General features: G+C 60.6%; 22 protein-coding genes. 9 read left to right on the forward strand and 13 right to left on the reverse strand.

Features of this window, described 5'->3' with window-relative positions:
- Positions 1-93 precede the first annotated feature (93 nt).
- Positions 94-1,599, reverse strand: a complete 1,506-nt coding sequence (locus ACILSQ_RS21005; RefSeq protein WP_395745622.1) for a DEAD/DEAH box helicase — start codon at positions 1,597-1,599, stop codon at positions 94-96.
- On the reverse strand, positions 1,599-2,834 hold the full coding sequence (locus ACILSQ_RS21010; protein WP_395745623.1) for a DEAD/DEAH box helicase: 1,236 nt from the start codon (positions 2,832-2,834) through the stop codon (positions 1,599-1,601). Before ACILSQ_RS21010 ends, ACILSQ_RS21005 begins: the two co-directional genes overlap by 1 nt.
- A 102-nt stretch (positions 2,835-2,936) precedes the next feature.
- On the opposite strand from ACILSQ_RS21010, the gene ACILSQ_RS21015 reads away from it, so the two are divergent.
- From ACILSQ_RS21015 to ACILSQ_RS21035, 5 genes are all read left to right on the forward strand, one after another.
- The gene (locus ACILSQ_RS21015; RefSeq protein WP_395745624.1) at positions 2,937-3,434 is read left to right on the forward strand and encodes a protein-tyrosine phosphatase family protein; all 498 of its coding nucleotides are present in this window, start codon (positions 2,937-2,939) and stop codon (positions 3,432-3,434) included.
- Positions 3,435-3,528: 94 nt separating this feature from the next.
- The gene (locus ACILSQ_RS21020; protein WP_395745625.1) at positions 3,529-5,958 is read left to right on the forward strand and encodes a DUF1592 domain-containing protein; all 2,430 of its coding nucleotides are present in this window, start codon (positions 3,529-3,531) and stop codon (positions 5,956-5,958) included.
- Positions 5,959-5,977: 19 nt separating this feature from the next.
- Entirely contained in the window at positions 5,978-7,354 is a 1,377-nt protein-coding gene (locus ACILSQ_RS21025) for a DUF1552 domain-containing protein (RefSeq protein WP_395745626.1), read from the forward strand.
- Positions 7,354-8,604 (forward strand): hypothetical protein, encoded by a 1,251-nt coding sequence (locus ACILSQ_RS21030; protein ID WP_395745627.1) that lies wholly within the window; start codon positions 7,354-7,356, stop codon positions 8,602-8,604. The genes ACILSQ_RS21025 and ACILSQ_RS21030 overlap by 1 nt, the downstream gene beginning before the upstream one ends.
- 2 nt (positions 8,605-8,606) lie before the next feature.
- Entirely contained in the window at positions 8,607-9,863 is a 1,257-nt protein-coding gene (locus ACILSQ_RS21035; RefSeq protein ID WP_395745628.1) for a hypothetical protein, read from the forward strand.
- A 64-nt stretch (positions 9,864-9,927) separates the two neighbouring features.
- Here ACILSQ_RS21035 and ACILSQ_RS21040 read toward each other — a convergent pair whose 3' ends face one another.
- The 5 genes from ACILSQ_RS21040 to ACILSQ_RS21060 form a co-directional block, all read right to left on the reverse strand.
- Positions 9,928-11,364, reverse strand: coding sequence for a Gfo/Idh/MocA family oxidoreductase (locus ACILSQ_RS21040; RefSeq protein ID WP_395745629.1), 1,437 nt, complete (start codon positions 11,362-11,364; stop codon positions 9,928-9,930).
- Between the two features lie 136 nt (positions 11,365-11,500).
- The gene (locus ACILSQ_RS21045) at positions 11,501-13,342 is read right to left on the reverse strand and encodes a DNA translocase FtsK (protein ID WP_395745630.1); all 1,842 of its coding nucleotides are present in this window, start codon (positions 13,340-13,342) and stop codon (positions 11,501-11,503) included.
- On the reverse strand, positions 13,309-15,393 hold the full coding sequence (locus ACILSQ_RS21050; RefSeq protein WP_395745631.1) for a hypothetical protein: 2,085 nt from the start codon (positions 15,391-15,393) through the stop codon (positions 13,309-13,311). The genes ACILSQ_RS21045 and ACILSQ_RS21050 overlap by 34 nt, the downstream gene beginning before the upstream one ends.
- 20 nt (positions 15,394-15,413) lie before the next feature.
- Positions 15,414-16,127, reverse strand: a complete 714-nt coding sequence (locus ACILSQ_RS21055; protein ID WP_395745632.1) for a hypothetical protein — start codon at positions 16,125-16,127, stop codon at positions 15,414-15,416.
- 488 nt (positions 16,128-16,615) lie between these two features.
- Complete coding sequence (locus ACILSQ_RS21060) at positions 16,616-16,894, reverse strand: hypothetical protein (protein ID WP_395745633.1); 279 nt, start codon at positions 16,892-16,894, stop codon at positions 16,616-16,618.
- A 228-nt stretch (positions 16,895-17,122) separates the two neighbouring features.
- Between ACILSQ_RS21060 and ACILSQ_RS21065 the strand changes: the two genes are divergently transcribed.
- Both ACILSQ_RS21065 and ACILSQ_RS21070 read left to right on the forward strand, forming a co-directional pair.
- Positions 17,123-18,559 (forward strand): PLP-dependent aminotransferase family protein, encoded by a 1,437-nt coding sequence (locus ACILSQ_RS21065; RefSeq protein WP_395745634.1) that lies wholly within the window; start codon positions 17,123-17,125, stop codon positions 18,557-18,559.
- A gap of 70 nt (positions 18,560-18,629) precedes the next feature.
- Complete coding sequence (locus ACILSQ_RS21070; RefSeq protein WP_395745635.1) at positions 18,630-18,887, forward strand: hypothetical protein; 258 nt, start codon at positions 18,630-18,632, stop codon at positions 18,885-18,887.
- 128 nt (positions 18,888-19,015) lie between these two features.
- On the opposite strand, the gene ACILSQ_RS21075 is transcribed toward ACILSQ_RS21070, so the two are convergent.
- The 3 genes from ACILSQ_RS21075 to ACILSQ_RS21085 form a co-directional block, all read right to left on the reverse strand.
- Complete coding sequence (locus ACILSQ_RS21075; protein ID WP_395745776.1) at positions 19,016-19,192, reverse strand: CsbD family protein; 177 nt, start codon at positions 19,190-19,192, stop codon at positions 19,016-19,018.
- Between the two features lie 318 nt (positions 19,193-19,510).
- A complete protein-coding gene (locus tag ACILSQ_RS21080) occupies positions 19,511-20,362 on the reverse strand; it encodes a YihY/virulence factor BrkB family protein (RefSeq protein ID WP_395745636.1) in 852 nt (283 codons plus the stop codon).
- Positions 20,363-20,420: 58 nt separating this feature from the next.
- Positions 20,421-20,573 carry a DUF3309 domain-containing protein gene (locus tag ACILSQ_RS21085; RefSeq protein WP_395745637.1) on the reverse strand — a complete coding sequence of 51 codons (153 nt, stop codon included), beginning with the start codon at positions 20,571-20,573 and terminating at the stop codon, positions 20,421-20,423.
- A 123-nt stretch (positions 20,574-20,696) separates the two neighbouring features.
- Here ACILSQ_RS21085 and ACILSQ_RS21090 point away from each other — a divergent pair, with 123 nt between their 5' ends.
- Both ACILSQ_RS21090 and ACILSQ_RS21095 read left to right on the forward strand, forming a co-directional pair.
- Entirely contained in the window at positions 20,697-21,155 is a 459-nt protein-coding gene (locus tag ACILSQ_RS21090) for a bacterioferritin (protein ID WP_395745638.1), read from the forward strand.
- A gap of 66 nt (positions 21,156-21,221) precedes the next feature.
- Positions 21,222-22,790, forward strand: coding sequence for a sialate O-acetylesterase (locus tag ACILSQ_RS21095; protein WP_395745639.1), 1,569 nt, complete (start codon positions 21,222-21,224; stop codon positions 22,788-22,790).
- Between the two features lies 1 nt (position 22,791).
- On the opposite strand, the gene ACILSQ_RS21100 is transcribed toward ACILSQ_RS21095, so the two are convergent.
- The 3 genes from ACILSQ_RS21100 to ACILSQ_RS21110 form a co-directional block, all read right to left on the reverse strand.
- Positions 22,792-23,577, reverse strand: a complete 786-nt coding sequence (locus ACILSQ_RS21100) for a peptidase (protein ID WP_395745640.1) — start codon at positions 23,575-23,577, stop codon at positions 22,792-22,794.
- Between the two features lie 14 nt (positions 23,578-23,591).
- On the reverse strand, positions 23,592-24,386 hold the full coding sequence (locus tag ACILSQ_RS21105; RefSeq protein ID WP_395745641.1) for a transglutaminase family protein: 795 nt from the start codon (positions 24,384-24,386) through the stop codon (positions 23,592-23,594).
- 475 nt (positions 24,387-24,861) lie between these two features.
- Positions 24,862-25,836: a PRC-barrel domain-containing protein gene (locus ACILSQ_RS21110; RefSeq protein WP_395745642.1), complete on the reverse strand. Its 975-nt coding sequence runs from the start codon at positions 25,834-25,836 to the stop codon at positions 24,862-24,864.
- Positions 25,837-26,701: the final 865 nt, after the last annotated feature.

Raw genomic sequence — 26,701 nt, forward strand, 5'->3', positions numbered from 1 at the left:
GAGCGTGAAAAAAGCAAAATGGCAAAATAGGGTGATACGTATTTCGAATGATCGACCGGCCGGTGCTTCCGTCCTCGCGGCGGGCGAAGTGGCTTACACTCGGCAATCCATCCGCGCCAAAAGAATCACGCGTTCGCATTCGGCGTAGAGGTCGCTAAGCGCGGCAGGATCCGCGGCTGACTGGCTGGTCATGACTTGACGCACGGCTGCGGGCCAGAGTTCAAACCAGGGACGCAGGATCGTGGCAGCTTCTTCCGTGGGGAGCGGTAGCCTTTGCTTCACGGCGAGAATGCTGCATGCCTGAAGCAGAGCGGCGGACAGGGGCGAAAGGACGTCTTCGTACAATTCGGCTGCCAAGAGGGCCTTGGCGACTTTGTGGCGGTGTTCCAGCTTGGGAAGGAGATCGGCAATTTGCTGCTTTTGCAGGTCGGAGAGACCGGCGTTCGCATTGGTGGTGGTGGGGCCTGCCATGATGCCGTCGAGAGGACGGCTGGCTCGTTCGCTGCGCTGGACGAGGCCTGCGGCCTGCATCGCTTCCAGTGCATCGACGGTCGCGCGATCCAAAACGAGGAGGCGGGTGGGTTCATCAGCGGCCTGATCGGCGAAGAGTTTTTGATGCAGCGCCTCCAGTCTCGGACGCCACTGGGCGGCATCGTGATCAACAATGATGGTGATGGTGCTGCCAGGCTCCTGCGCGGCAAAACGTTCTTCGCAGGAGATGAGGTGGGTGCCGAGCAGGCGCATGCTCTCGTGGGCGAGAGCCTGCGGACGATCCGCAGGCAGAGGCGGCGAGGGTGGCTGTTTTGTATCCGGCTCTGTGGAGAGGATCACCTGGAGGCGGTTCATGAAGGACTGCCCGCCACCTTTGAGGCTGACGGTATCGACGTTGCCACGCAGATCGAGCACACCGTCTGAGAGCCCTTTCTTCATGGCCAGCGTTTCCAGCATGCCATGTTCGATGGAGTTTTCCGTGACGAGATTGATGACGGTCACGGGCCGGGTCTGGTGCTTTCTCCAGGCACGCGCGATGCGCTGCTCCAGCTTCGCCGGGTTCCAGGGCAGGTCGCAGTTGATCACCACACTGGCATTCTGCAGGTTCAGGCCCGTGCCGCCGCTTTCGGTGCAGAGGAGCACACGGCATTCGGGATCCTGCTTGAAGGCGAGAATCTCCGCGCGGCGGCGCTTCTGGCTGATCTGTCCGGTATGGACGGCGTGGGATATTTTCATCTCGCCGAGCAGGCCGCGCACCAGATCCAGCATGCGCACCCATTCCGAGAAGATGATGACTTTCACCCCACGCTCGGCCAGGCAGTCTTCGAGGATGCTGCGTAGCTCATCGAGCTTCGGGCACGCACGCATTTCAGGGTCGAGAATATGGACGCTGTCGCAGATCATCCTCATCTTGGCCAGGTTCATCATGAGGCGGTCATGCTCCTGCTTGCGCAAAGGCCGGCGCTTGGCGATGGAGGCGAGCTGGGCGACTTCCGAGCGCGGATTTTCGTACGCGGCGGCCTGCTCCTCGGTCATCGGCACAAAGCGGTTCTCGTCCGTGCGGCCGGGCAGCTCATCCTCGACTTCGTCCTTGCGGCGGCGCAGCATCAGCGGGCGTACGCGCTCGTGCAGTTCGCGCAGATTGCGATAGCCCTTGGGGCGCCCTTTTCGTCCAGATCGTAAAACTGGCGGTTGAACTGGAAGAGGGAGCTGAACACTTCGGGATCGAGAAAATCCACGAGGGAGTAGAGTTCATCGATGCGGTTCTCCAACGGAGTGCCGGTGAGAACAAAAGCGTAAGGCGCATTCAGAAGCTTGATGCTGCGTGCCGTGCCGGAGGCCCAGTTTTTGATTCGCTGCGCCTCATCGAGCACCACGATGTCCGGGGCAAGGCGCTCGTTGATGTCGAGCACGTCGGAGCGCACCTGCTCGTAATTCATGAGGGTAAAAAAGGGCGCGCTGTGATGGTAGTGCTTGTTGCGCTGCGTGCGGCCGCCGTAAATGATCTGGAAGTCGAGTGTCGTGAACTTGCGGATCTGCTCCTCCCACTCGGTCTTCAATGAGGCAGGGGTGACCACCAGCACGCGGCGGGCCTTTCCCAGACGGTGCAGCAGGGCGCAGGCGGAGATGGCTTGGATGGTCTTGCCGAGACCCATCTCATCTGCCAGCAAGGCACGCCCTTTGAAAGCGAGGTGAAGCATCCCATCGCGCTGATAGGGATACAGCGGCATGAGAGTGACCTGCGGCGGCTCCGCCCCGTTCACGATGGCCTGCTCATAGTCCCGCCGCAGAGTGATGCGCTCCCTGGCTGATCGGCGGCGCTCCAGCCACCGGGGAATGAAGTTGGAAATGCGCACCGCGCTGCCCGAAGTGGTGGAGAGCAATTCATGGGCGTCCTCGGGTGTCCACTCGGGAGAAAGCGTGCCGTGCTTGAGAAACAAATGCCGCATGGCCACAGGGAGGCGTTTGCGTGCACCGAGCAGTAGAAAAGTCTCCCGCGTGGAGGACAGCACGATTTCAGCGCGATCCGATCCCGCTTCACAAGCCGCATCCCAGTTTTTCCCCAGACGTTTTTGCAACTGCCACAGCACCGCCTCAATGTGCTTGCAGGTGCCGAGGCCGTTGATGCGGTAATCTCTGCAGTCGCACGAAAAACACCGTGCCCTTACATCATGGATCTGCACGACATAGGGCAGGCCGCTGGTGGAGGTGACACGGAAATCGGAGAAAAGAGGGCGCTCTGGCAGCAGGTTTGAGACTTTCATCGCCTCTTCGCGCGCACGCAGCCGACGGCGGTTGATCTCGTCTTCATCCGTGGTGCGCCAGTCGCCTTCAGGTGGCACGGAAAGCTCTTCCGAAGGGGTTTCTGCTGCCGGGCACCTCCGGCTTCAATCGGTGCCAGCTTGTCCTTGCGGGATGCCACTTGCATGGGAGAAGTCGGCCCCATGCCCTCCCCGATCCGCCCCTGGTACTGGCCTGAACGTGGCCAGCCTGAACGCACCGAGCCTTTCACCTGGATCGTGGAAGGGGTGATCGCGGCTTCGTGGTGGCCGGATCCGTATGTGTTTGATCTTTATGATGAGCATGGCATCCGGGCGGTGGTGAACTGCTGCGAGTTTGACAACCGCAAGGACGTGCCGCCGCAGTTTGCCTACCACCACATCCATGTGCCGGACTACGGCGTGCCCACGGATGAGCAGATGGAGCGCTTCATGACGCTGATGGATGCGCACCAAGCTAAACGCGAACCCGTGGTGGTGCACTGTGTCGCAGGCTGCGGGCGGACGGGGCAGTTCATCGTGGCCTGGTGCGCCAGGGCGGGCTTCATCCCCGCAGGCAGCGATCCTGTGCAGTGGATCCGTGCCCGCCGGAAGTGCTGCCTGGAAACCCGCGAGCAGAGTGAGTGTGCGAAGCGGTGGATGAACAAGCACCGGCTCAAATGAGGCTGGCATTAGGACGATGCCGCCGAGCGGTACCCCCGAAAACTCGTGGGTCGCGCAAACAGACAGTTTGGGCTGCGTTTTAAGCTGACCTTCCATGATGCGTTTCGTTTTCAGCCTTCCAGCCATTTTCATTGCCAGCCTGAGTCTTCGTGCCGCGGAGCCGTTTGACGCTTTTTTGGAGAAGCACTGCATCAGTTGCCATGGACCCAAGAAGGAGAAGGGGGATCTGCGGATCGACCAGCTCTCGCGCGACTTTAAGCTGGGTGCGGATTCGCATCATTGGGCGGAGATGATCGAGCAGGTGAATTCGGGCGAGATGCCGCCGAAAAAAGAGAAGCAGCCGACGCAGGAGGAGATCGCGGCGTTTGTCGGGAGTCTCGATGCGAAGCTCAAGGAAGGGCGCGCGGCGCGCATGGCGGCGCGACCGGCGGTGGCGCATTATCGTCTGAGCCGGAAGGAGTACCAAAACACGGTGTATGATCTGCTGGGCGTGCGCTACGATCCCACGAAGCCGGGGGAGCTGAATGAAGACACGCGGTGGCACGGATTTGAGCGCATTGGCTCGGAGCTGACGCTTTCGCCCTCGCATGTGGATCGCTTTTACCGCGCCGCGGGCACGGTGCTGGACCGCGCTTTTCCAGCCACGTCTGTCGCGGCACGCAAAGTGCGCAAGACGGCGGTGGAGCTGCGCTACAATGGCGGGAAGGAGCAGCAGTCGGCGCTGGACCGGTTTGGCATCAAGCGGCCGCTGCGTTACCTGCTCTTTCCCGGCACGGTGCAGAATGCGCTTTCGTCCAACTGGTTTGGCAGGACAGGGCCGGAGGACAGCGGGCTGTACAAAGTGCGCATTCAGGCCAGCGGAATTCGTCCGCCTGGCGGCCAGCCTGCGCATCTGAGCATCGGCAAAAAGACGGGGGAAGAAACGGTGGATGGTCTCATTGAGTTTGATCTCACGGCACCGGAGGACAGCCCGAAGGTGTATGAATTTGAGGTGTTTCTGGAGATGCCCGCGACGCTGGACTTCTGCGTGGTGGCCACCGATGTGGTGGACCGCCGGAGTGGTGCGGCTTTCCGCAATGCGCTCTCCAGCCGGGGCGGGTACATCTTCACGCATAGCAGCGAGACGCTGCTGCTGAACCCGAACGCTCCACAAATGTTTGATGACAAGGGGAACGGCCTTTTCTCGACGGTGCTCCTGGACTGGATCGAATGGGAGGGGCCGCTGGAAACCGATGCGGAAAAGTCCCGTCGCGCGGGGTTGGTGCCTGCCGATGATGCGGCGCCCGAGGTGGTGGCGGAGCATCTGCAGCGCTTCGCTGAGCGCGCGTGGCGGAGGCCGGTCAAGGTTGATGAGTTGGCGGAGTATCTGCAATCCTACCGTGCTGAGCGTGAAGCGGGGGAAAAGATGGCCGATGCCTATCGCGTGGCGATGCAGGGTGTGCTGACCTCGCGAAACTTCCTCTATCTGGTGGAAGGCGATCCTGTGGCCCGCGAAAGCCTCAATGAATGGGAGTTGGCGACGCGGCTGTCATATTTTCTGTGGAGCTCGATGCCGGATGAGGCTCTCGTTGCCGCAGCCAAAGGTGGCACACTGCATGAAGAGGGATTGAAGAAAGAGGTGGAGCGAATGCTGAAGGACAGCCGGATTAACCACTTCATCGATGATTTCTCCCGGCAGTGGTTGCAACTGCACCGCGTGGGCATGTTCCCGCCAGACAAGAAGCTCTACCCGAACTACGATGCGTGGTTGGAGACGAGCATGCAGGAAGAGCCGGTGGAGTTCTTCCGCGAGATGCTGGTGAAGAACCTGCCCATGGCAGGCTTCCTCGATTCAAACTGGACCATGGCCAATCCGCGGCTTTGCGATTTCTATGGACTGCCGGAGCCAAAGGAGAGCAGCTTTCAGCGCGTCTCTCTCAAGCCCGAGGATCATCGCGGGGGTCTGCTCACGATGGGCGCTTCGCTCGGCCTGACTTCGGACGGCACGCGTCATCGTCCGGTACATCGTGGCGTCTGGCTCAGTGAGGTGATTTTGGGCAAGACCCCGCCGCCACCGCCAGCCAATGTGCCTGCGATCGAGCCCAATGCGCCGACGAGCGCCAAGGCAACCCTCCGTGAGAAGCTGGAGGCGCACCGCGACAACGTGAACTGCGCCTCCTGCCACGCAAAGATCGATCCCCTGGGCATCGCATGGGATAACTACGATGCCATCGGCCAATGGCGCACGCGTGAGAAGGTCGCGGCGGGAACCGGTGAAGACCCGCTCGTCAATCCCAGCGGCGAAATGCCCGATGGGCGTCCCTTCAAAGATGCCAACGATTTCAAACACCTCTTGATTGAGGACCACGACAAGTTCGTGCGAGCCTTCATCGAACACCTCTGCACCTACGGCCTGCGCCGGGTGCTCACGGTGGATGATGAAGACGACATCAAGGCCATCGCGGCGGAAGCGAAGAAGACCCAAGTCGGAGTCAAAGACATTGTCCGCGCCGTTGCCCTTTCCAACCTCATGCGCAAACGTTGAACAGCCCACTACAAATCTTATGAGCAACTACCTATCCCAATCCTGGCTGATCGACCGCCGCCACGCTCTCAAGGCGCTGGGCAGTTTCATCTCTTTGCCGATGCTTGAATGCATGGTGCCTCTGCGGGCGGCAGAGAAAGCCATTGTCCCGCCGAAGCGCAGCGCTTTCATCTATCTTGCGAACGGTGTGCATTCGCTCAACTACCAGATTACGAAGCCGGGGAAGGACTATCAGTTTTCCCGTTCGCTCAAGCCGCTGGAGAAGCACCGCGATGTCATCACGCCGATCAGTGGTCTGCATCATCCGGGAAGCCTCAGCCATCACCACAATTGCATCAATATCTGGCTGACGGGAGGCAAGCTGGGGCCTTCGGATCGCAACACGATCTCGGTGGACCAGAAGATGGCGGAGATCACCGCGCAGCACACGCGCTATCCGTCGCTGGAGGTCGCGATCACCCAGGAATCGCTCGCCTGGACGGCGGACGGGGTGCGGCTGCCGGCCATGCGGCGCTGCAGTGAGATCTTTGCGTCCATGTTTGCAGAGCCGAAGGGCGGCATCGCAGCGCAGCGGCGGGCCCTGCGCCGGAAGGGCAGCGTGCTGGATGACAACCTCGCTGAAGTGCGGCGGATGGAGAAAAAGATGGGCAACGAGGACAAAGGGCGCATGGAGCAATATCTCACCTCCGTGCGCGAGGCGGAAATCCGCACGCGGCGCGCTGATGCGTGGCTGGATACACCGCTGCCTGTCATCTCAGAGGCTGATCGCACACGCACCAATCGCGACATCCCCGACACAAAGGCGGGTGATTATTTCCGCACGGTCTATGACCTGATGGTGCTGGCGTTTCAGACAGATGTGACACGCGTGGCCACCTTCAGCCTGGGTGGGGAAGGGCAGGCGATTTCCATTCCGGAAATTGGCATCACGGAGTCGCGCCATCAGCTCAGCCATCATGGCGGTGATCTGGGCTACATGGAAAAGCTCACCAACTACGACACCTTTGCCATCGAGCAGTACAGCTACTTCCTCACCCGGCTGGCGGAGACGAAGGATCTGAATGGTCAGTCGTTGCTCGGCTCCACCATGTCTCTCTTCGGCAGCGGCATGTCCTACGGGCACAGCCACGGCAATGCAAACCTCCCGCTGGTGTTCGCCGGTGGCTCGGATCTCGGCCTGAAGCATGGCAGCCATCTCGACTTCAACCTGAAGGCCGCGGCATTCCAAGGCTATGCTCTCGGTGCTGACGGCGGGCTCACCACCGCGCACTATCAGACCTGCAGCCGACCGGTGAACACCGACGCGCACATGAGCAACCTGCTGCTCCTCATGGCCCAGCGCATGGGCGTGGAGACGGACACGTTTGGAGACAGCAACCAGGTGATCGCACTCTGATGAAAAACGTTCTTGGTTCTTTGTTCTTGGTTCTCGGTTTGTGTGTCAGCGCAGAGGAGCCGTATCGCCCCGAAGCCGGGAAGTTTCCTGCTTTGGAAAAGGCGCACACCTACCGGGGTGAGCTCGTGTTTGTGGACCATGCGAACCGCCGTGGCAGCGTGCGGGTGCAGGGTGAGGGCGGTACTTATTTCCGCAATGCGCCGCAACCTTTCGCGATGCTGCCCTATGGCATCGTGCGCTATCATGGCGCGCCGGCGGATCTGCGGGACGTGCCGCTGGGCACTGTGATGCGCGTGCGTGCCTTCCTGCCGCCCGATCCGAAGATCTCCGCGGTGCCGGTGCTGCCGGTCGATAACAAGGACAAGATCGCGGGCTACAGCGGCACCGGGGTCGCACCGGCCGAGAACCATGTGCTTCTCCTGGAAGACGAACCCAGTTATTGCCAGCATGAGGGGCTGGTCTGGAAGCTCAAGGAACTGGAGCTCAAGAACAACGAGGGGATGATGACCGCCAGCCTCGAACCGAAGGAGGGGGGAGACGGCAAAGCCAGTGAGGAAAAGCTGACCTTCGATGCGGCCACGCGTTTCTGGCGCGGGAAGGAATGCCTCATGCTCGCCGACTTGATCGCGGAAGGAACGTGGCCCAAGGAAGGAAAGAAATCCCTGGGTGGTCAGGCCGCGCTGCTTGGCATTACCTGGAAGCCTACGCCGGATGGTGTGTTTGCCCGCTTCCACATCTCGGATGTCTGGCTGGATGATGCCTCCATGCAGCGAGCGGCGCAGATTCAAACCGAGACGCACAAGGCCTTCATCCGCAGCCGGTGGATGCCCGCATGGGTGGATCATGTGGAGTACGGCAAGTTCGGCCATGCGACGGTGACGGCGACCTTGTTTGGGGGCATGGATCCCAGCCTTTACGCCGATTTTCAGAAAGGCGGCCAGGTGCTGATGAATGGTGCCGAAAACACCCTGAAGCATGCAGGCGGCGGCTACGGCCCTGCACACATGGCCTCAAAGGGCACGGTGCTTGAAGTCACGAAGGCATCCGGGGAGCCGCCGCTGGGCAGCAGCGGCATTCAGATCCGGTTTGAGACTGATCTCGTCATCGAAGGCATTCGCCCCACACGAGTCGTGCGCGTGCGCCCGACGACGTGGCCGCAGGTGCAGGTGCCACGGGAGGAATATCTGGGCGATGGCAACTTCAGCCATGAGGATCGCTTTCCGACACCGTCCATCTTTCCCAAGTACTGAGGATGAAGACCGTCATCCTCTTGCTCGCCGTCTTGGGCGGCATCTTCACCACCGCAGCGGAGGAGCCGTTTCGGCCTGAGGCGGGGAAGTTTCCTGCTTTGGAGAAGGCGCATGCCTACCGGGGTGAACTGGTGTTTGTGGATCATGCGAACCGCCGCGGCAGCCTGCGGGTGCAGGGAAACGGAGTGTTTCGCCGGAATGATCCGCAGCCGTTTGCCATGCTACCTTATGGCATGATCTGCTATCATGGTGCTCCGGCGGATCTGCGGGACATTCCGCTCGGGACGGTGATGCACGTCCGGGCCTTTCTGCCTCCCGATCCCAAAATCTCAGCCGTTCCTGTGCTGCCGGTCAACAACAAGGAGAAAGACGCGGACCACCGGCGTGGCGTCGGTGTGGCGCCTGCTGAGAATCATGTGCTTCTTCTGGAGGACGAGCCGAGCCACTGCCTGCGCGAAGGCAAGGTGTGGAAACTGAAGGAGGTGGACCTCAAGAACAACGCGGGCCTGATCACGGCCAGATGTGAAGCGAAGTCAGGTGGTGACGGCAAGGCGGATGAAGAAACGCTGAACTTCGATGCCGCCACCCGCATCTGGCGCGGGCGCGAATGCCTGACGCCAGAAGAGCTGGTCGCCGAGGGAGCCTGGCCTGCCAGCGGGAAGAAATCTCTCGGAGGGCAGGGCTCCTTGCTCGGGATCACGTGGAAGCCGACGGAGGGCGGTGTGTTCACCCGCTTCCACATCTCGGACATCTGGCTGGATGACGCCGCGATGCAGCGAGCCGCACATCAGCAGACGGAGACGCACAAGGCGTTCATTCGCAGCCGCTGGATGCCCGCCTGGGTGGATGCCGTCGAGTATGGCAAGTTTGGCCGTGCGACGGTGACGGTGACTTTGTTTGGCGGCATGGACGCCTCTCTCTACGCCGAATTTGAGAAAGACCGGCCGGTGTGGGTGAATGGAGTGGAGAACACGCTGAAGCATACGGAAGGGGGCACCGCAGGGCCCACGCAAATGGCCTCGAAAGGCTCCGTTCGTGACATAGCGAAGACGCCCGGGGAGCCTCCGCTGGGCAGCAGCGGCATCCAGATCCGGTTTGAGACGGATTTGATTACCGAAGGGATTCGGCCCACACGGATCATCCGCATTCGTCCCGCGAACTGGCCGGATGTGCACCTGCCTCGGGAGGAGTATCTCGACAGTGGAAAATTCAGCCACGAAGACCGCTTCCCGACGCCTGCCATCTTTCCCACGTATTGATGGGCTGCGTCATAAAAAAGCCTCTGGACCGCAACAGAGCAGTCCAGAGGCATGATGTGCTTCTTTATGCCAGCTTGTAGCAGTCGGCCCACTCGGCGCGCGGAGCCGGGCCTGAGAGGCGGGCGTTGGCGGCGTCGTTGTTGACGAAGCGCTTGGTGGCGGGATCGAACTGAAGATCGACGTTCAGATACTCGGCGATGGTGCCGAGGTTCAGCACCTGGGTGAGCGCGCCGCCGACGCTGAAGGGGGACTCGGTTTTGCCGTTGCCCATGCAGGCCTGAATGAAGCTCTGGAAGTGATTGTACTTCGGCGGATGCAGGGCCATGGCGTCCTTGAACTCCACCATCTTGGAGCGGGGATAGACGAGGGAATGGCGGTCGTGGGAGCCGCGCTGCACAAGGTAGTCGCCCTGCTTGCGATGGAGGAGGGAACCTGTCGCTCCGGGATTGGGGATCACGATTTTGCCGTCTGCGTCGGGATCGCCGAATTTTTCCGGGATCTCGATCTTGGTGTCGCCGCCGGCTTTCCAGTGCAGCTCCACGGCGGGGAGTTTTTCGCCACGGGCGGGGAATTCAAAGCGAATATCGGAGCTCAGCGGATAGGCGATCTGGTTGTAGTCGGCGAGGGCGATGGGTGTGATGCGTGTGGGCAGGCCGAGCTTGAGGTGGTCGTGGACGAAGTCGATGATGTGCGCGCCCCAGTCGCCAAACATGCCGCCGCCATAGAGGTGGAAGCCGCGCCAGTTGAAGGGATGGTACATCTTGCTGAAAGGCTTCATCTCCTGCGGGCCGCACCAGAGGTCCCAGTTGAGAGATTCGGGCTTCGGCTCCTCGGGCGGATAGCCTTTGACGAGCGCACGCTCGGCTGCGTTCATGAACCACAGAGAAGGCGACTTCCAGGCGTCGATCTTCACGATGTCATCGACGATGCCTGCGGCGAGCATCTGCTTGAACTGCTCCGCTCCGGCGGAGGTGTGGCCCTGATTGCCCATCTGGGTGACGACGTTGAACTTCTTCTCCGCGCGCATGAGGATCTCCGCCTCTTCAAAGGTGTGCGTGAGCGGCTTTTCCACATACACGTGCTTGCCGCGTGCCATCGCATGAATGGCAGCGGTGAAGTGGGTGTGGTCGGGGGTGACCACGCTGACGGCGTCAATGTCGCCGCCCATCTTGTCGAGCATCTCGCGGAAGTCGGTGAAGTGCTTCGCTTCGGGGAAGGCCTTCAGATTCTTCTCTGTCTTCGCGGTGACGAAATCGACGTCCGTGAATGCCACGGGAACTGCCGCGCCACCCTCCGTGAGTCCGGGGATGACGCTGCCTGCGCGTCCGCCCACACCGACACATCCCAGATTGATGCGCTTGCTGGGCGGCAGCTTGGGATTGTCCGCCGCACGTGCGCTGGTGAGGTAGGCAGGGATGAAGTTGAAACCAAGTCCCGCGGCGAGGGTTTGTTTGACGAAGCTGCGGCGGGAGGGGCTGGGGGTGTTTTCAGGTGGGTTCATGGTTCGGAAAAGAGATCAGATTATCAGGCTAGATGTCTGTCTGAAAAAATGCCAGCGTGAAAAGCATTCTTATGCGCCGGATGCGCTGCCGGAGAGCCCGGCCAAATCAACGCAGAAATGAGGCGCTCTTCCGCTCTTATGAACGATCCCGTCCGTTGCGGCGTCCGCGTCTGGCGAGCTCCTCCAGCTCATCTGATGAAACAAAGAGTCCCTGGGCTCTTTGCACGCCCCGCCCCAGGTCGCAGAGGAGGTCCCCACGGCCAAGCAATTTTTCCGCCCCCGGCTCGTCCAGCACAATCTGGGAGTTTATTGCGTTGGTGACCCGCAGGCACACCTTCACGGGAAGATTGGCTTTGATGAGTCCGGTGACAATTTTGTTGTCCGGACGCTGGGTGGCCAGGATGAGATGGATGCCGGCTGCGCGGCCTTTGCCGGCCAGGCGCGAAACCGCGGATTCGAACTGCTTTTTTTCGTCACGGCCCGCGAGGATCAAATCCGCAAATTCATCAAAAAGGATGATCCAGAATGGCAGGTCGGTTTTTCCGGCGTCGCGGCGCTCCCGCAGGTTGCTGAAGCGCTCCTTGGCCAGGATGCTGTAGCGACGATCCATCTCCGCAACAGCGTCTTCCAAAAAATCGAGCGAGGCCTGGATATCCGTCATCAGTGGCCGGAGCAGATGCGGCGACTTTTCCAGGCTGGTAAAAGTCAGCAGCTTCGGATCAGTCAATGCAAGGCGAAGGCTTTCCGGGGTGCTGCGGTGCATCAGGCTCGCCACCACGCTTTTAAGCCATTCGCTCTTGCCGCTGCCCGAAGCGCCGGCCACCAGGGCATGACACATGGATGAATCACTCAAGTCGGCGGTGAGGACCGATCCATCCACTGCAACTCCAACCGGAAAAGCGAGCGGTCCGCCTTTGAATTGATCCATTACATCACGCCAGAGCACAGTTTCGGGCTTCTGCCTGGGAATGTCCACTGTGACACCAGCGGCGGCAGGCTCGATTCGAGGCGCTTGGGCAAGCTTCAGCGCCACCTGCAAATCCTCCGCACGATTGGCGAGTGAGACGACCTTCACACCGCTCGCTGGTTGCAGGGTGTATCTGACCAATTGCGGCCCCTCCTGGCGTCCTGTCATCACGACGGGCAGTCCGAAAGAGCCAAAACAGGAGGTGATTTTATCAGCCGTGTCATCATCGTCTTGAACATTCGGTTCGTGCTTCGGAGGGGGCTTGGCGGCAGCCAATGGCTGCCGCCTGTCCGTGGCGATCTCTGTGAGAACGGGCAGCACAAGGTCGTCGAAAATCCCGGTCAGGTCCTCTGCCGGCACCTCGATCACCTCCAATTCCGGCAGATAGTATTCGAGCGCTGCGTGGAATTCGAGTCCCGGCTCGGCGCGCGCCAGAAGCCCTGCATAAATGGCCAGTTGCACGAGGTCGTGCTTCAAATTTGCTCCCCGGGAGAGCTTGTAGTCCACAATCTGGATTCCGTGTTTGGGATGCAAACGCAGGCCGTCGAGAATCCCGGAAACAAACACCGTGCGGGTTCCAAAGTTGAACGGAACATCTTTCACGGCATGTTCCTGGCCAAGGAAGAGATCCCTCCATCCGGAAAAGTTTCTCATGGACAGGCGCATTCCTGAAATGTTTCTGCAAAACGCCTGAAGCGCGCTGCTCAAATAGACTGCCCTCTCGACCTGGCCTTTGGCCATGAGGGCGTCAAGCTTCGGCTCCCCGAAGCGCCGGTACAGTTCCTGCCACAGCGCGACCTCATCAGCCACCCCGGTGGCGGCCCGGTCTTCGACAAGCCAGCCAGTGAAACGCTCTACAATGCCATGAAAGAGCGATCCTCCGGAGGGCTGGGCTCCGGGTGCAGTCAGGTGCCTGGTGGACGGATTTTCGCCTGCGAGCCAGCTCTCCCTCCACTCCGGGTCTAGGCAGGCGAATTTTAGCTGCGTGACAGTGATGGAGAGGACGTCCATTTCAGGGCGGTGGCTTGTGTTGTGGCGAAGATCCTGACCTCGGGCATTTGCTGGCATGCAGCAAGAACATCTTCGACTGACGCGGGATCAGGCAGCATTGCGACGAGCTGGTCGAGGCTAAGAAACAACCGTGCGGAAAGCACTGAACGAATCCGCTCCTCCAGGTCGGGAGGCCGCATTGGTGGCGGAGGGGACGGAGCAGGCGGGGCCCCCTCCTTTGACAAGCGTTTCCACCAAGGCTGAAGCCTGGTCCGCACAAAAGCGAGCGTTGCATCCCGGGAGAAGGGTATGTTGCCCTCCATTGAATTGGCAAACAACTCGTAGGCCGCCACCACGATTTCCCAGTCCTGTCTGGCCATGCATTCGACCAAGAACCAATGCTTTTCGGCTTCGAATCGTGGTCGCAAAACCTTCCAGCCGTCACCTGGGATTTTGCGCTGCTCCGGTGTGCGCAAGAAGAGCACTCTCAGTGACAGGCTTTGACTGGTGGCGTGCTGCTTCTGCCGGTCGGCTTCGCGCAAAATCGCCTCCCATCGTTTCCAGTTGGAGGAGTCCTCAAAACCCAGCAAAATGGCTGTGTGGAGTGATTTCCAGCATGAGGCAAAGTATCCTTTCTGACTCTTGTGTGGCTGCACGGTGAACTCGGCTAGTGCTCCGCCTGCACATTCGCGGCTCACGCTCCAGCGCAGAACTTGCGCGTCGAAATCGAGCCGGCCAGCCTTCGAACGGACATCATGCAGCGCCTGCTGAAAGCAGTCCTCCAAGCTGAGCTCTGCCGTCCCACCCGTTTGTGCCGTCAGTTCGCCAAAGTGACTGGCGCACTGGCGAAGGAATTGCCGGACACTGCAGGTAGGCTTGCTTTGGAAGAACTTTTCCAGCCAAGTGCCGGTGACGAACCGGTCCACCTCGTCCGATGCCACGTCACAGTTACGCAGGCGACTCCGTGCGAGCTCCTCCGCCTGCTGCCTGTCGATCCCAGAAAGCTGTATGCCTGGGTCTGTAATGCGCGCGAGATGGGCATCCTCAATGAATTGACAGATTTTCTCCCACGGGGTGAGATTGGCTGTGACAACCAGCAGGTGATTAAGCCCGCAGGCCACCAGTTGCTCGACAACCCGTCCGAACTCGGCGGCGGCTTCGGGCCTGCCAGTCATCATTTCACTTTGGTCAAAGCACAGCACGAAGGGCCGGTAAAAGCCCGAGAGTGCCAGGAGATCCATCACCCTTGCCTTCGCCGCTTCGTTGCGCGCCGCCGCCGTTTCCTCAATCGAAGGGATTTCCGCCGGCTGCAGCCCGGTCTCTTCCGCCTCATCCTCGGACATTCCCTCGCCCTTGATCCATTCAAGGCAGGCGGCGCGCTGCATGGTGTTCCCATAGGCATACCAAAAAAGCACCTTGAGCCATGCTGCTCGCCGTGCGCTCAGTTCCACTCCCGATTTCTCCAATTCATCAGACATGGGCCGCAGCAGTTCCCCGGCAAATTGCTGGCGCATCCAGGAGGCAAGATAGTGATCTGAAGCGCCATGGCCAAATGCCTTCAGCGGGTTCATGCGCAACTCCCGCGCACGGAGCTCCGGCTCATCGCATGCAGCGGCTCCTGACTCGATGAGTCCCGCGAGCAGATGCGCGAGCACGCCGTGGGCGAAGGCATCCAGCTGAGTAAATTCGCCGGGCGCCTGTGCGGTACGCTCCGGATTTTCCGGCCGGTGCAATTCCTGCACCATCTTGAGCAAGACCGAGCGCCATGATGAATCAGGATCCTGAAAAGGCCGGAGATAAATGCGCGTCGCACGATCCGCGAGTTTGTGAAACAAGCGCCCGAGAAGATGCGACTTGCCGTAGCCTGGTTCCGCGGAGATTACCAGTTGAGCTTTCAGGTGCAGAGGCTTTAAACGCGGTGGCGACTTCGCCTCAAGCCGGGCAAACTGGTTGACGAGGTTGATCAAGGCGTGGTCGTTTAGTCCGGAGACTGCGGGTTCCGCCTCGCGCGGCTCATAGACGATATTGTCCTCAAACGGATTGATCGGAAGCTGGGCAAGAGTGAAAGACATGGCCGAAAAGGTCGCGGAAACTAAAGAAATCGAATTCGGACGTGCGGCTGCCCGTCGATTTGAATCGCCGCAGCCTTCTCATCTTCGCCAGCAAGGGACCAGTCCCCGCGTGTGGGTGCGATCCTGCCCTCCCGGCTTTGGTTCAGAAGCCATGGTTTAAGTGTATCAAGCTGGACTCCAGACCGTTGCTGCAAATCGGAGATGCGCACATCGGCATAGCCCGCCTCCTGAACCAAAGAGTCGTAGGCCTGCCGGATCACTCCCTCATCAATCAGATGATCCGCTTCAGCAGTTTTTGTGGGGGGCTCTGCGTCATTCAGATTCAGACAGCTCCGAATTGATGCGCTGTGAAGATAATACCGCGATCTCCCACGCTGTACGGAAATCAGCTTTTTGTCCTGGATGAGACGTTTGATCGCTTCAGGCACTGCCTTTTTCACCGCTCCCACACAGCCCCGCTCCAGCTCCTTGCTCAAAAACAGCACCGCTTTGCCCGGCATTGCCTTCTTTTCCAGCAAGGCATAGGCCAGCTCGAGTGGACGATAGTGCTTTGCCAGCACATACAGTGTCTTTTTGCTCGTCCCCAGATTCATGACAGCCCTTTCCGAAACCAACCTGGCGAAGACCTTGTTTGCTGAGCCGCTTATTTTTGTGAGCGAGGATTTGGTCAAGCCTGTGTCTCCCGCTGCCTCAAGTTTGGCGAGGATTAAGTCCTCGATCTCAGATTCGCTCATGGTCGTTTGTTATAGAGTGCTGTCTGGAATATTCATCTAGAAAGTTCTTGCCAAGAAATTAAAAAGTTCGCGAAGAATGGGGCGCGGCCACTGAGGCGGGTAAGTCTTTCCGCGCCAGAAGGATCACCCTTTCGCATTCGGCGCACAGCGCGTTAAGCGTGGATGAATCAGCAGGGGGCGGGTTCTCCAGGGCTCGACGCACGGACTCGGGCCAGAGGCCGATCCAGGGACGCTAAGTCATGGAGCTTGCCTCAGCGGGGAGCGGCAGCATCTGCCGTACAGCGAGGACGCCGCATGCGTGCGGCAGGGCCGCGGACAGGGGAGCAAATGGCGGCTCTCTTGTGCGAGAGCTTGTGGGCGGTCGGCAACACGATCTCGGCGAGGTCCGAACCTTCGGCACAAGCCTGCTCCCAGCTTTTTCCAAGGCGTTTTTGCAACTGCGAGAGCACGGACTCAATGTGCATGCATGTGCCCAGCCCATTGATTCGTCAGTCGATGCACGTGCATGAAAAATATCGTGCGCGCACATCATGAATCTGAACAATGTACGGCAGGCCGCTCGTGGACGTCACACGGAAGTCGGAGAAGAAGGGGCGCTCTGGCAGCAGGTTTGAGACCTTCATCGCCTCCTCGCGCGCCCGCAGCCGGCGACGGTTGATTTGGTCTTCATCCGTCGTGTGCCAGTCGCCCTCTGGCGGAACGGAACGATCCTCCGGCCCGCTTTTTCCTGAGGGCTTGCGGGGACGCTGTGGTTTTGGCTTCTTCAATAAAGAGTCAAGGTTTTGGGAGCGGGCGGCGCGTATGCAGGGAGAATGAATGGGGTGCCATTATCCGGCAGGAGCCCGCATACAAGGGGCATCCAATCCATTTCTAACGACGGGGGGAATTCATCTCCATTCCGATGGGGGCTCGAGGGGGAGACCCGCACCACCTGCAGCGGGCAAAATGCCAAAACACGGAGATACGCATTTCGACGAACTGCGGTAGTTTCCCGCATGCCCGCCTCTTCTTCCAGCGAAACCCAGCAGCCGCTTTACAAACAAGTCGCCGACACATTGGCGAAGCTGATTGCTGACGGAGTGCTGCGGGCGGGGGAGAGGACGCCTTCACTGCGGGCGGTCTGTGATCAGCATGGGGTGAGCATGAGTACGGCTGTACAGGCGTTTGTGGAGCTGGAGTCGCGCGGGCTGGTGGAGCCGCGGCATAAGTCCGGCTTCTTTGTGAAGGCGCCGGCAAAAGGGCGGCTGGACCTGCCAGGGCCGCCGCGCGTGCCAATGTCCGGCAGCCTGGGCAACCGCCACGCCAGTCTGTTTGACGCGGTGGTGGCGGGAAACGTCGTCGCGTTCGGTGGCGCAGTACCGGGGGCAGACATGCTGCCCACGGTGAAGTTGAACCGCCTGCTGGCCGAAAAAGCGCGCCACGCCGGGACGCGGGGTGTGATGTATGATCTGCCGCCGGGTTCGGAGATGTTGCGGCGTCAGATCAGCAAACGCATGATGAAGGCGGGAGCGGTGGTCGCACCGGCGGAGATCATCACCACCTGCGGAGCCACGGAAGCGCTGATGCTCTGCCTGCGCGCTGTCACCAAGCCGGGGGATGTGGTGGCGGTGGAGACGCCGACGTATTTTGGCATTCTGCACGTTCTTGAGGCGCTGGCTTTGCGCGCGCTGGAGATCCCGGCCGATGCACAGCACGGCATGCGGCTGGATGTGCTCGAGCGGGTGCTGAAAACGCAGCGGGTGGATGCCTGCATCGCGGTGCCGTCTTTCAGCAATCCTCTGGGGGCCTCAATGCCTGACGAAGCGCGGCAGCGGCTGGTCGCTCTTTTGCGGAAGCGCGAGATTCCCCTGATCGAGGACGATGTGTTTGGCGAGCTGCCATTCGGAACGAAACGCGCGAGAGCCTGCAAGTCCTTTGATGAGTCGGGGCTGGTGCTTTTTTGCAGCTCCTTTTCGAAGACACTGGCCCCGGGGTATCGCGTGGGCTGGATCGTGCCGGGCCGTTACTACCATGCGGTACGCATGGCGAAGCTGACCCACACGCTGGCCACGGCCACGCTGCCCGAGCTCGCCGTGGCGGGATTTCTTGCGGAAGGTGGCTATGACCACTGGCTGCGCAGCGTGCGCGCGGCGTATAAGGAGAACGTTGCACGGGCGGGACGTGCGATCCTGGAGGGGTTTCCGGCAGGAACCACGGTGTCCGTGCCGCAGGGAGGTTTTTTGCTGTGGGTGACCATGCCGCCGAAGGTGGATGCCATCGAGCTTTATGACCGGGCGCTGGCCAAAGGAATCAGTATCGCGCCGGGGCACCTGTTTTCGCTGGAGCAGCGCTACACGAACTGCATCCGCATTTCCTGCGGGGAGCGCTGGTCGCCCCGCATCGAAGACGCGGTGCGGACTCTGGGCGCCCTGGCGAAACAGCAGATGAAGTAGCATCTGTACTGGTCGTCATTTCCACCATCTGTATCTGGCCGCTTCCGGGGCTGATGCGAGGATGGTGGCCATGAACCCTCACCTTGCTCCCTTGTTTGCCACCATGTCCTCCGAAGGCCAGCTCGTCCTGAAATTCATCGGCGTGTTTGGCCTCATAGTCCTGATTCCGGCTGGCATTCTGCTGTTCAAAAATCAGAACCGCTGGTTTGGCCGCAGCGGCGACACCCCCAGTGAAACCAGCGGCAGTCTTACCTACGGACTGGCGCAGACCTGGCTCGTGTACGTCGGCCTGATGCATCTGATGCTCTGGCTCGTGTTTGGTCTGTAAAACGCGGTTTCTCCTTGGCGGCCCTGCGGCTGGTGAAGCTGCAGTGGCCTGGGAGCTTCCGGTAAAAGAAGAAGGGCGGAAAACTGGAAGCCTCCGCCCTTCGAACTCGGGGATCAACCGCAGATGATTTACAGGTCGTTGAGAATGCGGTCCACTTCCTCGCGGGACTTCCCGAGGCGCTTTTGGAGGCGGCCGTAGAGCTCGTCTTCTTTGCCCTTTTCATACACGACATCGTCGTCGGTAAGCTGTCCGTACTTTTGCTTCAGCTTGCCTTTGAGCTCGTTCCAGTTACCCTTGATCTTCAAGGTGCCGGGGGAGTCTGTGGCTGCCTCACGGGCTTTCTCGTGGTTTTCACGGATTTCTTCCCGCGTCTTGGTGCCGGAGTCCTTGTTGCAGGCCGCAAGGCCGATCGACAGGAGCGGGATGAGGAGGAGGGTGTGCAGGTTTAGTTTCATGGGTGTGGTGGGTTGGATGAATGCGCGCGGCCTGAATGGCCTGGAAAGGGAGCCGTTGGCTTTACGGGGCCGAATGAAAGTGAACCGGCGTGCATAAGCTTATCGCCGATGGTGGTTCCTCCGCGTTTCAGGGCATGGCTTGAGGGATGGGTCAGGCAAAGCCCGAGGTCAGACGGCAGGATGTCCGCTGTGGCTGCCGTTTCGATGGGCGAACACGCGGGTAAACTCAGCGCCAAAGAAGAAGATCTGCGCGGAATAGAACACCCAGGCCAGAAGGACCACGAGAGAGCCAACGGCTCCATACATGGAAGCAAACGCGCTGCGAGCGATGTAGAAGCCGAGCACGTACTTTCCGAGAATGAACAGAAGCGTGGTCATCACCGCGCCCGTCCAGACGTCCCGCCAGGCGATCCGCACATCCGGCAGGAAACGGTAGATGGCGGCGAAGAGAGCCGTCATGACGAAGAAGGAGACGAAGGCGTTCGCACCCTCCCAAACAATGCCAAAAGCCGGCGCCCAACCTTTCATGCCCGCACTCAGCGCGGCAATGCCGGCGGAAAGCAGCAGAGACACCAGCATGAGAAAGCCGAGCACGAAAACCATGGCGAAAGAAAGCAGCCGCTCACGAATGAGCGCGTGCCAGGCGCGCGCGCGCGGTGGCACCTCCCAGATCGTGTTCAAGGAGTCCTGAAGCTCCGCGAATACTCCAGATGCACCCACAAACAGCACCACCAGGCCCACAAGGGTGGCCCAAAGGCCTGTCTGCTGCCGTGCGGAGCTCGTGAGGATGGCCTCGGCGATGACCCCTCCCTCTTTTCCTATCAGCCCTGTCAGCTCCGAAACAACCGCCGCACGCGCGTCATTTTTTTCCACCACCAGACCCACTCCGCCCACGGTGAGCATGATCAGCGGCGCCATGGAAAAGGTGGTGTAATAGGCCAGTGCGGCGCCCATCTTGGGAGCCTTGTGCGCACTCCACGCGGTCATGGTCTCTTTCAGGAGCTGGAAGAAAGATTTCATCATTCATTTCATGCAGTCGTGCCGCGGGTGCCCGCGCATGGGTGGAGCGGGAAGCACGTCAGATGACGCCGAAAAGAATCAGGATGATGAGGATGGTGAGGACCAGGCCGATGCCGCCGCTGGGAGCGTAGCCCCAGTTGCGGCTGTGCGGCCAGGTGGGAAGCGCCCCCAGCAACAGGAGGATAAGGATGATTAAGAGGATGGTGTTCATGCCCTCAGTTCGCCGGAACTCTCCGAAGTGGCTGTGCGTTTCTGAAAATGAGAGCCGGCCGCGGCAACTTGCCACATCCATGAGACAGCGGGAATGCGATGGCTTTTAGGAACACCACCAACCATGAATACGCCCGCTAAAACACCCACCCGAGAGGAAATGATCGACCTTTTGAACGAGGATCTCTCACGTGAATATCAGGCCATCATAGCCTATACGGTTTACAGCCAGACGATCAAAGGCGCGGCTTATCAGGACATCGCTGGCGAACTGGCCCTGCATGCAGCCGAGGAGCTGAGTCATGCCCTGCAGATCGCCAAGCAGATCGACTATTTCAACGGCACTCCGACGACCACTCCCAAGGAGGTGAAGGTGTCCGACAAGGCGGAGGACATGCTGAAGTTTGACCTGGAGAACGAGATGCAGACCATTCGCAACTATCGCCAGCGAATCCGCCAGGCGGAGGCCATGGGCGAGTACGCGTTGAGCGAAGTGCTGCGCAAGATCATCGCCCAGGAGCAGGAGCATTTCATGGACCTTGCCGAGGCCCTGGGGATCGACAATCCCACGATCGGCGAGTGATGCAAACGACGCTTGCTGACTTGAGACAGTTTTCGTCAGAACCGACAAATCAGCCACCCTCCTGCCATGAGAACGTTTGCGCTTTTATTGTTTGCCAGCGGTCTCGCGTCTGGCGTGGGCGGCGCTGTGACGCTGCCGGCTGTTTTCAAAGACCACATGGTGCTGCAGCGTGACCGTCCGATTCCCGTATGGGGATGGGCTGAACCGGGGCAGGAGATCAACGTGAAGTTTTCGGATCAGACGAAGACGACGAAGGCGGACAAGGAGGGAAGGTGGAAGGTGACGCTGGATCCGCTGAAGGGGTCGGGGGAGGGGCAGATTTTGCGGGTTTCGGGGCAGAGTACGGAGGTGATTCGGGACGTGGTCGTAGGGGAAGTGTGGTTTTGCTCGGGACAATCGAACATGGCAATGCAGGTGAGAAGTGTGTCGGATTCGGCAAAAGTGGCGGCCGAGGCGAAGTTTCCCTTGATCCGGATGTTTTTCATGCAGTCGTTTACGGCGACGACCCCCCAGGAACAGGGGCAGGGGGTGTGGCAGGTGTGCTCGCCAAAGACGGTGCCGAATTTTTCGGCGGCGGCGTACTTTTTTGGGAGGGAGCTGCAGCAGGATTTGAAGGTGCCGGTGGGGCTGATCGAATCAGCGGTGGGAGGGACGGCGATTGAGTCGTGGACGAGCCTGGAGGCGATGGAGAAGGAGCCGGCGCTGCAGCCGCTGCTGAAACGGTGGGAGAAGGATGTGGCGTTGTTTGAGCAGCCGGAGAACCGGGTGAAGAACGAGGAGGCGAGGAAGCAGTGGCAGGAGGCCGCGAAGGCGGCGCTGGCGGGCAAGCAGACTCCGCCGCCACGGCCCGCGTATGTGGGCAGCGATCCGCTGCATGCGAACCGGCCGGGGAACCTGTTCAACGGGAAGATTGCGCCGCTCATCCCCTTTGCGGTGCGTGGTGTGATCTGGTATCAGGGAGAGTCGAACGCGGGGAACGGGCCGCTGTATGCGGTGCAACTGCCGCTGATGATCCGGGACTGGCGGGCGCGGTGGGGGGCGGAGATGCCTTTTGCGTGGGTGCAGCTTCCGAATTTTCAAAAGCGTGAGAGCGCTCCTGATGCGCCATCCACCTGGGCGCGGCTGCGCGAGGCGCAGACGAAGGCGCTGGCCGTGCCGAACACGGGAATGACGGTGAACCTGGACATCGGGGACGCGGACAACATCCATCCGGCCAATAAGCAGGAGATCGGCCACCGGCTGGCGCTGTGGGCGCGGGCGAAGGTGTATGGAGAGAAGATCGAATGGAGCGGGCCGGTGTATGAGAGCCATGTGATCCAGGGCAGCGAAGTGGTGATACACCTGAAGCATGCGAACGGGCTGAAGACGACTGACGGTGGAATGGCGGTGAAGGGGTTTGCCATCGCGGATGAATCCAAGCACTGGCAGTGGGCGGAGGCGCGGATCGATGGCAAGACGGTCGTTGTTTCGAGCCCCGCGGTTCCGAAGCCGGTGGCGGTGCGGTATGCGTGGGCGAACAATCCGGAGGTGAACCTGGTCAATGGCAGCGGGCTGCCCGCGGCGCCGTTTCGGACGGATGACTGGCCGATGGACAATGCCTCCCGGCCCGCGAAGCCGGTGGCGAGCCAGCCTTAACTTAACCGGGTTCGAGAGGTCCCTGCCAGATGGGCGGCTCGATGCCGGGGCTGATGTCTCCGCCGTCAAAGCGCAGATCGGGAAGCTGATGGACGGCGTTGCGCAGGGCTTTTTCCCAGGAGTTATGAATCTCGATGAGGTCGGGGTCCTGGCTGTAGAAGCGGCGGTAGTGGGAGACGCGGAGGTCGTCGCGGTTGTAGAGGAGGATGTCCACCGGCGGGCCGACGGTGGCGTTGGAGCGCATGGTGGCCTCCAGGGAGAGAAGGGCGTATTTGGCGGACTGGTGGATCGTGGTATGGTGATGGCTGATGCCGCGGTCGAGGATGGGCCTGCCGTATTTGCTCTCGCCGATCTGGAGGTAGGGGGAGTCCGGGGTGGAGCGGATGGGATTGCCCTGGGGATAGACCATGTAGAGCTCGTGGGGCTGGCCCTTGATCTGGCCGCCGAGGAGGAGGTGGACGTTGAAGCGGAAGCTGTCCTTTTCGAGAGCCTCGCGGTCGATGGCGGCGATGTGTCGCACCTTGTCTCCCAGAACGCGCGCGGCCTCATACATGTTTTCGGCTGAGGCGAGGCCGCGGCCGGCGTGGAAATCCTGGCGCAGGAGGGTGATGACGGACTGGCTGAGCGAAAGGCTGCCGGTGGTGAGAATGACGAAGATGCGCTCTCCGGGAATGACGAACTGATGCATCTTCTGGCAGATGTTCACCTGATCCGCGCCGGAGCTGGTGCGTGAGTCCGAGGCGAGGACGAGGCCGTCCGCAGTATTGATGCCGAGGCAGTAGGACATAAGAGGGGCATGAACTAATCTCCGGCCTCCACCACGTGCTCGACGGTGACGTGCATGCGGGTGCAGGTGAAACTGCCAAACATCGAGGCGAGGGCGACGTCCGCGGCATCGCGGCCATAGGCCACGACGATGCGTCCGCCACCGGGCTTGTCCTCGGTGGCGTCAAAGGTGTACCAGCGGCCGCCGATGTAGGCTTCAAACCAGGCGTGGAGGTCCATGGGATCAAGCCTGTGAACGAAGCCCACCACCATGCGGGCGGGGACATTGATGGCACGGCAAAGGGCGATGCCGAGATGGGCGAAGTCACGGCAGACGCCGCGGCGTGTGTTCACGGTCTCCAGGGCGGAGGTGGAGGAGTCGCTGGAGCCGCGCGCATACGTGATGTTTTCATGGATCCAGGTGCGGATGCGCATGATCTGATGGTGAGTGCGGGGAGTGGTGCCGATGATGGAGGAGGCGATGGCGCCGAGCTTGTCCGACTGGCAGTAGCGGCTGGGCAGGAGGTAGTGGAGAAGATCCACGGGAAGCTGGGCGACGGTCTGGAGGGTGGCGAGGGGATCGCTGTCGAGATCATTGGGCGCCCAGGCGCGGCATCTCATGGAGAAGTGGAAGCTGCCCCTGGGCATGATGAGGCGCTGGCAGATGTTGCCGTAGAGGTCCGTGTATTCGACGACAGGGACGCGGGGCTTGAGGACAAAGTCCTCCTGCATGATCCACTGGGCCCAGCCACTGCGGGGGCGGAGCATGAAGATGGCCGAGACTTCCTCCGAAGTTTCGTATTCGAGATGGCATGAGGCGTCAAGAATCATGAGGCGAGGCGGGAGATTGGGTTCATCCAGCGAGGAATGCCGGATGTGCATTGCTGCCGACAGCTCCTGCCATTTCATCGTGGTGGCAGGAGGGCGCGGCCTTGTGAGATTCACCTTTACCTGAGGGAGCGACGCCTGGTGCGCGGCTGCTATTTATTGAGGCTTGTGCAATAGGCTGACACGATCCGAGTTCGCGTGAGGGGATGATGCGGGGACGCAGCGACTGCGTGGCGGAATGGCGAGGCAGACGCTGCTGGAGGGCGCGGTGTGTCAAGAAGGCGCTGGGTTTGCTTTCCTGAGGGATGCACCCCGTACCAGGGTAACCTCGCCGAGGCTCGGCAACCCTTCGCTATGATACGGAAGGCCGTTGGCCTTCAAGGCAGGAATGTCAGTCTATTGCGCAACCATCAATAAGAAAAAAAGGCCCTGACACCCGGGAGGTGTGTCAGGGCCGTTAAACGAAGAGGCGGAGCGATTATTCGGCCGCGACATTTCGCGTCGAGGATCTGCCGGCAGGGCGGCCGGCCACGATGGCTTTGCGAACCGTGGTGCGCGGGGTGGCCGCGATGGAACTTCTTGTCGTGACCGGTGCGCTCACCGTGCGGGTCTGAACCGCCGAGGCGGCATGGGCGGCATTGGTCTGTTCCAAGAAGGTGGTGTCATCGCCGTTGCCGTGGACCCAGCGGAAATGCGCCTGGTCTTTGATCTGGGCAAAGGTGCTGTTGAGCACGAGGCCGCTGTGTCTGGCATTGTAATGAAGGGCGCCAACGGGCAGGAAGTGGCTGCCATTGCCGTCCATGGATTCGGTGTCGTCCACGATTTTGGTGATGCGCGAGGAGGGCAGGTCCATCAGCACCAGGCCGACTTTGCCAAGGTAATGCCCCTGCGTGTTTTTGATCTGCATCAACGCGAGGTCAGCGGTGGTCTGGACGTAGCCCAGGCCGGTGCGCGCAAACCAGGGCTGAACGCCAAAGTAGCGGCTGGAGGCGATGGCGCGATCGAGCTGCGAGTAGGAGGCGGCATTGGCCCGGGGAAGCTTGGGGGCGGCGTCGAAGCGGGCCTTGCTGATGTTGATGCGGGTGACGTCATGGCGGGGATCCGCGGTGACGAGCGAAGGAGGCACGGGGGTGAGGGTTTCATGGAGGCCAAGCATGCCGCTGCGGGTGGAGACGAGCACCTCAACCAGACGTCCCTGTTCGAGGTCAGCGGTGACGGCCTTGATGCGGCCGAGCTTTTCATTCTGGTAGTTGAGCACCTCGGTCTCGATGAGCTCGGAGAAGGTGTTCTTGGGGGTGTCCACTTCTCCGGTGGCCTGGGGGATGCCATGAGCATTTCCTTGAATGACCATGGGAGCCAGCTCCTGGCTGGCGGGAGGGGCGCCATGAACTTGAGCGAAGGCGCAGGAGGCAGCGAGGATACCGCCGAGCAGATGCGTGGGTGTGAGTTTCATAATGGTGGTTTGTTTTGTGAGTGATGTTGTTAATCACTGATCGACGTCGGCAGCACTGGCGGACGCATTCACAGCGAGGATCTTGAGTGATCCGGCGCTGCAAGCTTGATTGCCGCGCCAATGAATTCGACGCGGGTGTTTTGGGAGTGTTGAAATAACTTCAGGGAGGCGCGAAAGTATATTTTCGTGATGATGAAACGATCAGGCATCCGGAGATGGGGGCTTCAGCGATTGGGCTCGATTTCGTGTCGGAGACCTTGGTACGTTGGGGCTGGAGAAGCGGTGACGCGATCGTTCAGAAAGCGGATCGTGGATGGCGGTGCGGTGATTGTGCGGCGTGAGGTGTGGCGGAGGCACGAGCGGTACGAGGCGTCATGGCCGGGAGACGCCTCTGGAAGACGGGCCGCGCGAAGAAGGTGATGGGTTCGCTCCCGGATTGCCTGCGGCAACCCAGGGGAGCACTCGCTAAGGCTCGGCACCCCTGGGCTGCATTACAGAAGGCCGTTGGCCTTCAAGACTGAGCCGTCGTGTGTAGTGTCATACCAAGTGCGGTTGAGAAGGGGGTTGAGTTACTGGCGGCTTGGCATGAGCGGCGGAGTTTTTTGGGGACAACAAACCCTGAGATGAGGGAGATGGATGCTTGCGACGCGGAGGCGTGGCGGGGCGCATGGCGAACGCTGCTGGAACCCGGTGTGACGTGGCGGAGTGGTGGGTTTGCTTCTCCGGATTGTTCTTTTTTGTTTGGGTGAACCCAGGGCTTGCTCGTGCCTCGCTGCGCCCTGGGCTGAGTCCGACGCCCCTTTGGGGCTGGTGGGCTGTGGGAGGTTGAATGGTTGGTGCGAGAATGGACGTGTGTTATCGATGT

It is taken from the genome of Prosthecobacter sp. (genome assembly GCF_044227185.1).
GTDB lineage: Bacteria > Verrucomicrobiota > Verrucomicrobiia > Verrucomicrobiales > Verrucomicrobiaceae > Prosthecobacter.

What these genes read in the sequence shown, in the direction of transcription:
- ACILSQ_RS21035 (WP_395745628.1), top strand. Translation starts at nt 8,607, where the DNA reads ATGAAGACCGTCATCCTCTTGCTCGCCGTCTTGGGCGGCATCTTCACC.
- ACILSQ_RS21085 (WP_395745637.1), bottom strand. Translation starts at nt 20,573, where the DNA reads ATGAACACCATCCTCTTAATCATCCTTATCCTCCTGTTGCTGGGGGCG.
- ACILSQ_RS21065 (WP_395745634.1), top strand. Translation starts at nt 17,123, where the DNA reads ATGCCCGCCTCTTCTTCCAGCGAAACCCAGCAGCCGCTTTACAAACAA.
- ACILSQ_RS21045 (WP_395745630.1), bottom strand. Translation starts at nt 13,342, where the DNA reads ATGGACGTCCTCTCCATCACTGTCACGCAGCTAAAATTCGCCTGCCTA.
- ACILSQ_RS21070 (WP_395745635.1), top strand. Translation starts at nt 18,630, where the DNA reads ATGAACCCTCACCTTGCTCCCTTGTTTGCCACCATGTCCTCCGAAGGC.
- ACILSQ_RS21015 (WP_395745624.1), top strand. Translation starts at nt 2,937, where the DNA reads ATGCCCTCCCCGATCCGCCCCTGGTACTGGCCTGAACGTGGCCAGCCT.
- ACILSQ_RS21090 (WP_395745638.1), top strand. Translation starts at nt 20,697, where the DNA reads ATGAATACGCCCGCTAAAACACCCACCCGAGAGGAAATGATCGACCTT.
- ACILSQ_RS21105 (WP_395745641.1), bottom strand. Translation starts at nt 24,386, where the DNA reads ATGATTCTTGACGCCTCATGCCATCTCGAATACGAAACTTCGGAGGAA.
- ACILSQ_RS21080 (WP_395745636.1), bottom strand. Translation starts at nt 20,362, where the DNA reads ATGAAATCTTTCTTCCAGCTCCTGAAAGAGACCATGACCGCGTGGAGT.
- ACILSQ_RS21020 (WP_395745625.1), top strand. Translation starts at nt 3,529, where the DNA reads ATGATGCGTTTCGTTTTCAGCCTTCCAGCCATTTTCATTGCCAGCCTG.
- ACILSQ_RS21110 (WP_395745642.1), bottom strand. Translation starts at nt 25,836, where the DNA reads ATGAAACTCACACCCACGCATCTGCTCGGCGGTATCCTCGCTGCCTCC.
- ACILSQ_RS21055 (WP_395745632.1), bottom strand. Translation starts at nt 16,127, where the DNA reads ATGAGCGAATCTGAGATCGAGGACTTAATCCTCGCCAAACTTGAGGCA.
- ACILSQ_RS21050 (WP_395745631.1), bottom strand. Translation starts at nt 15,393, where the DNA reads ATGTCTTTCACTCTTGCCCAGCTTCCGATCAATCCGTTTGAGGACAAT.
- ACILSQ_RS21040 (WP_395745629.1), bottom strand. Translation starts at nt 11,364, where the DNA reads ATGAACCCACCTGAAAACACCCCCAGCCCCTCCCGCCGCAGCTTCGTC.
- ACILSQ_RS21025 (WP_395745626.1), top strand. Translation starts at nt 5,978, where the DNA reads ATGAGCAACTACCTATCCCAATCCTGGCTGATCGACCGCCGCCACGCT.
- ACILSQ_RS21100 (WP_395745640.1), bottom strand. Translation starts at nt 23,577, where the DNA reads ATGTCCTACTGCCTCGGCATCAATACTGCGGACGGCCTCGTCCTCGCC.
- ACILSQ_RS21095 (WP_395745639.1), top strand. Translation starts at nt 21,222, where the DNA reads ATGAGAACGTTTGCGCTTTTATTGTTTGCCAGCGGTCTCGCGTCTGGC.
- ACILSQ_RS21005 (WP_395745622.1), bottom strand. Translation starts at nt 1,599, where the DNA reads ATGCTGCGCCGCCGCAAGGACGAAGTCGAGGATGAGCTGCCCGGCCGC.
- ACILSQ_RS21030 (WP_395745627.1), top strand. Translation starts at nt 7,354, where the DNA reads ATGAAAAACGTTCTTGGTTCTTTGTTCTTGGTTCTCGGTTTGTGTGTC.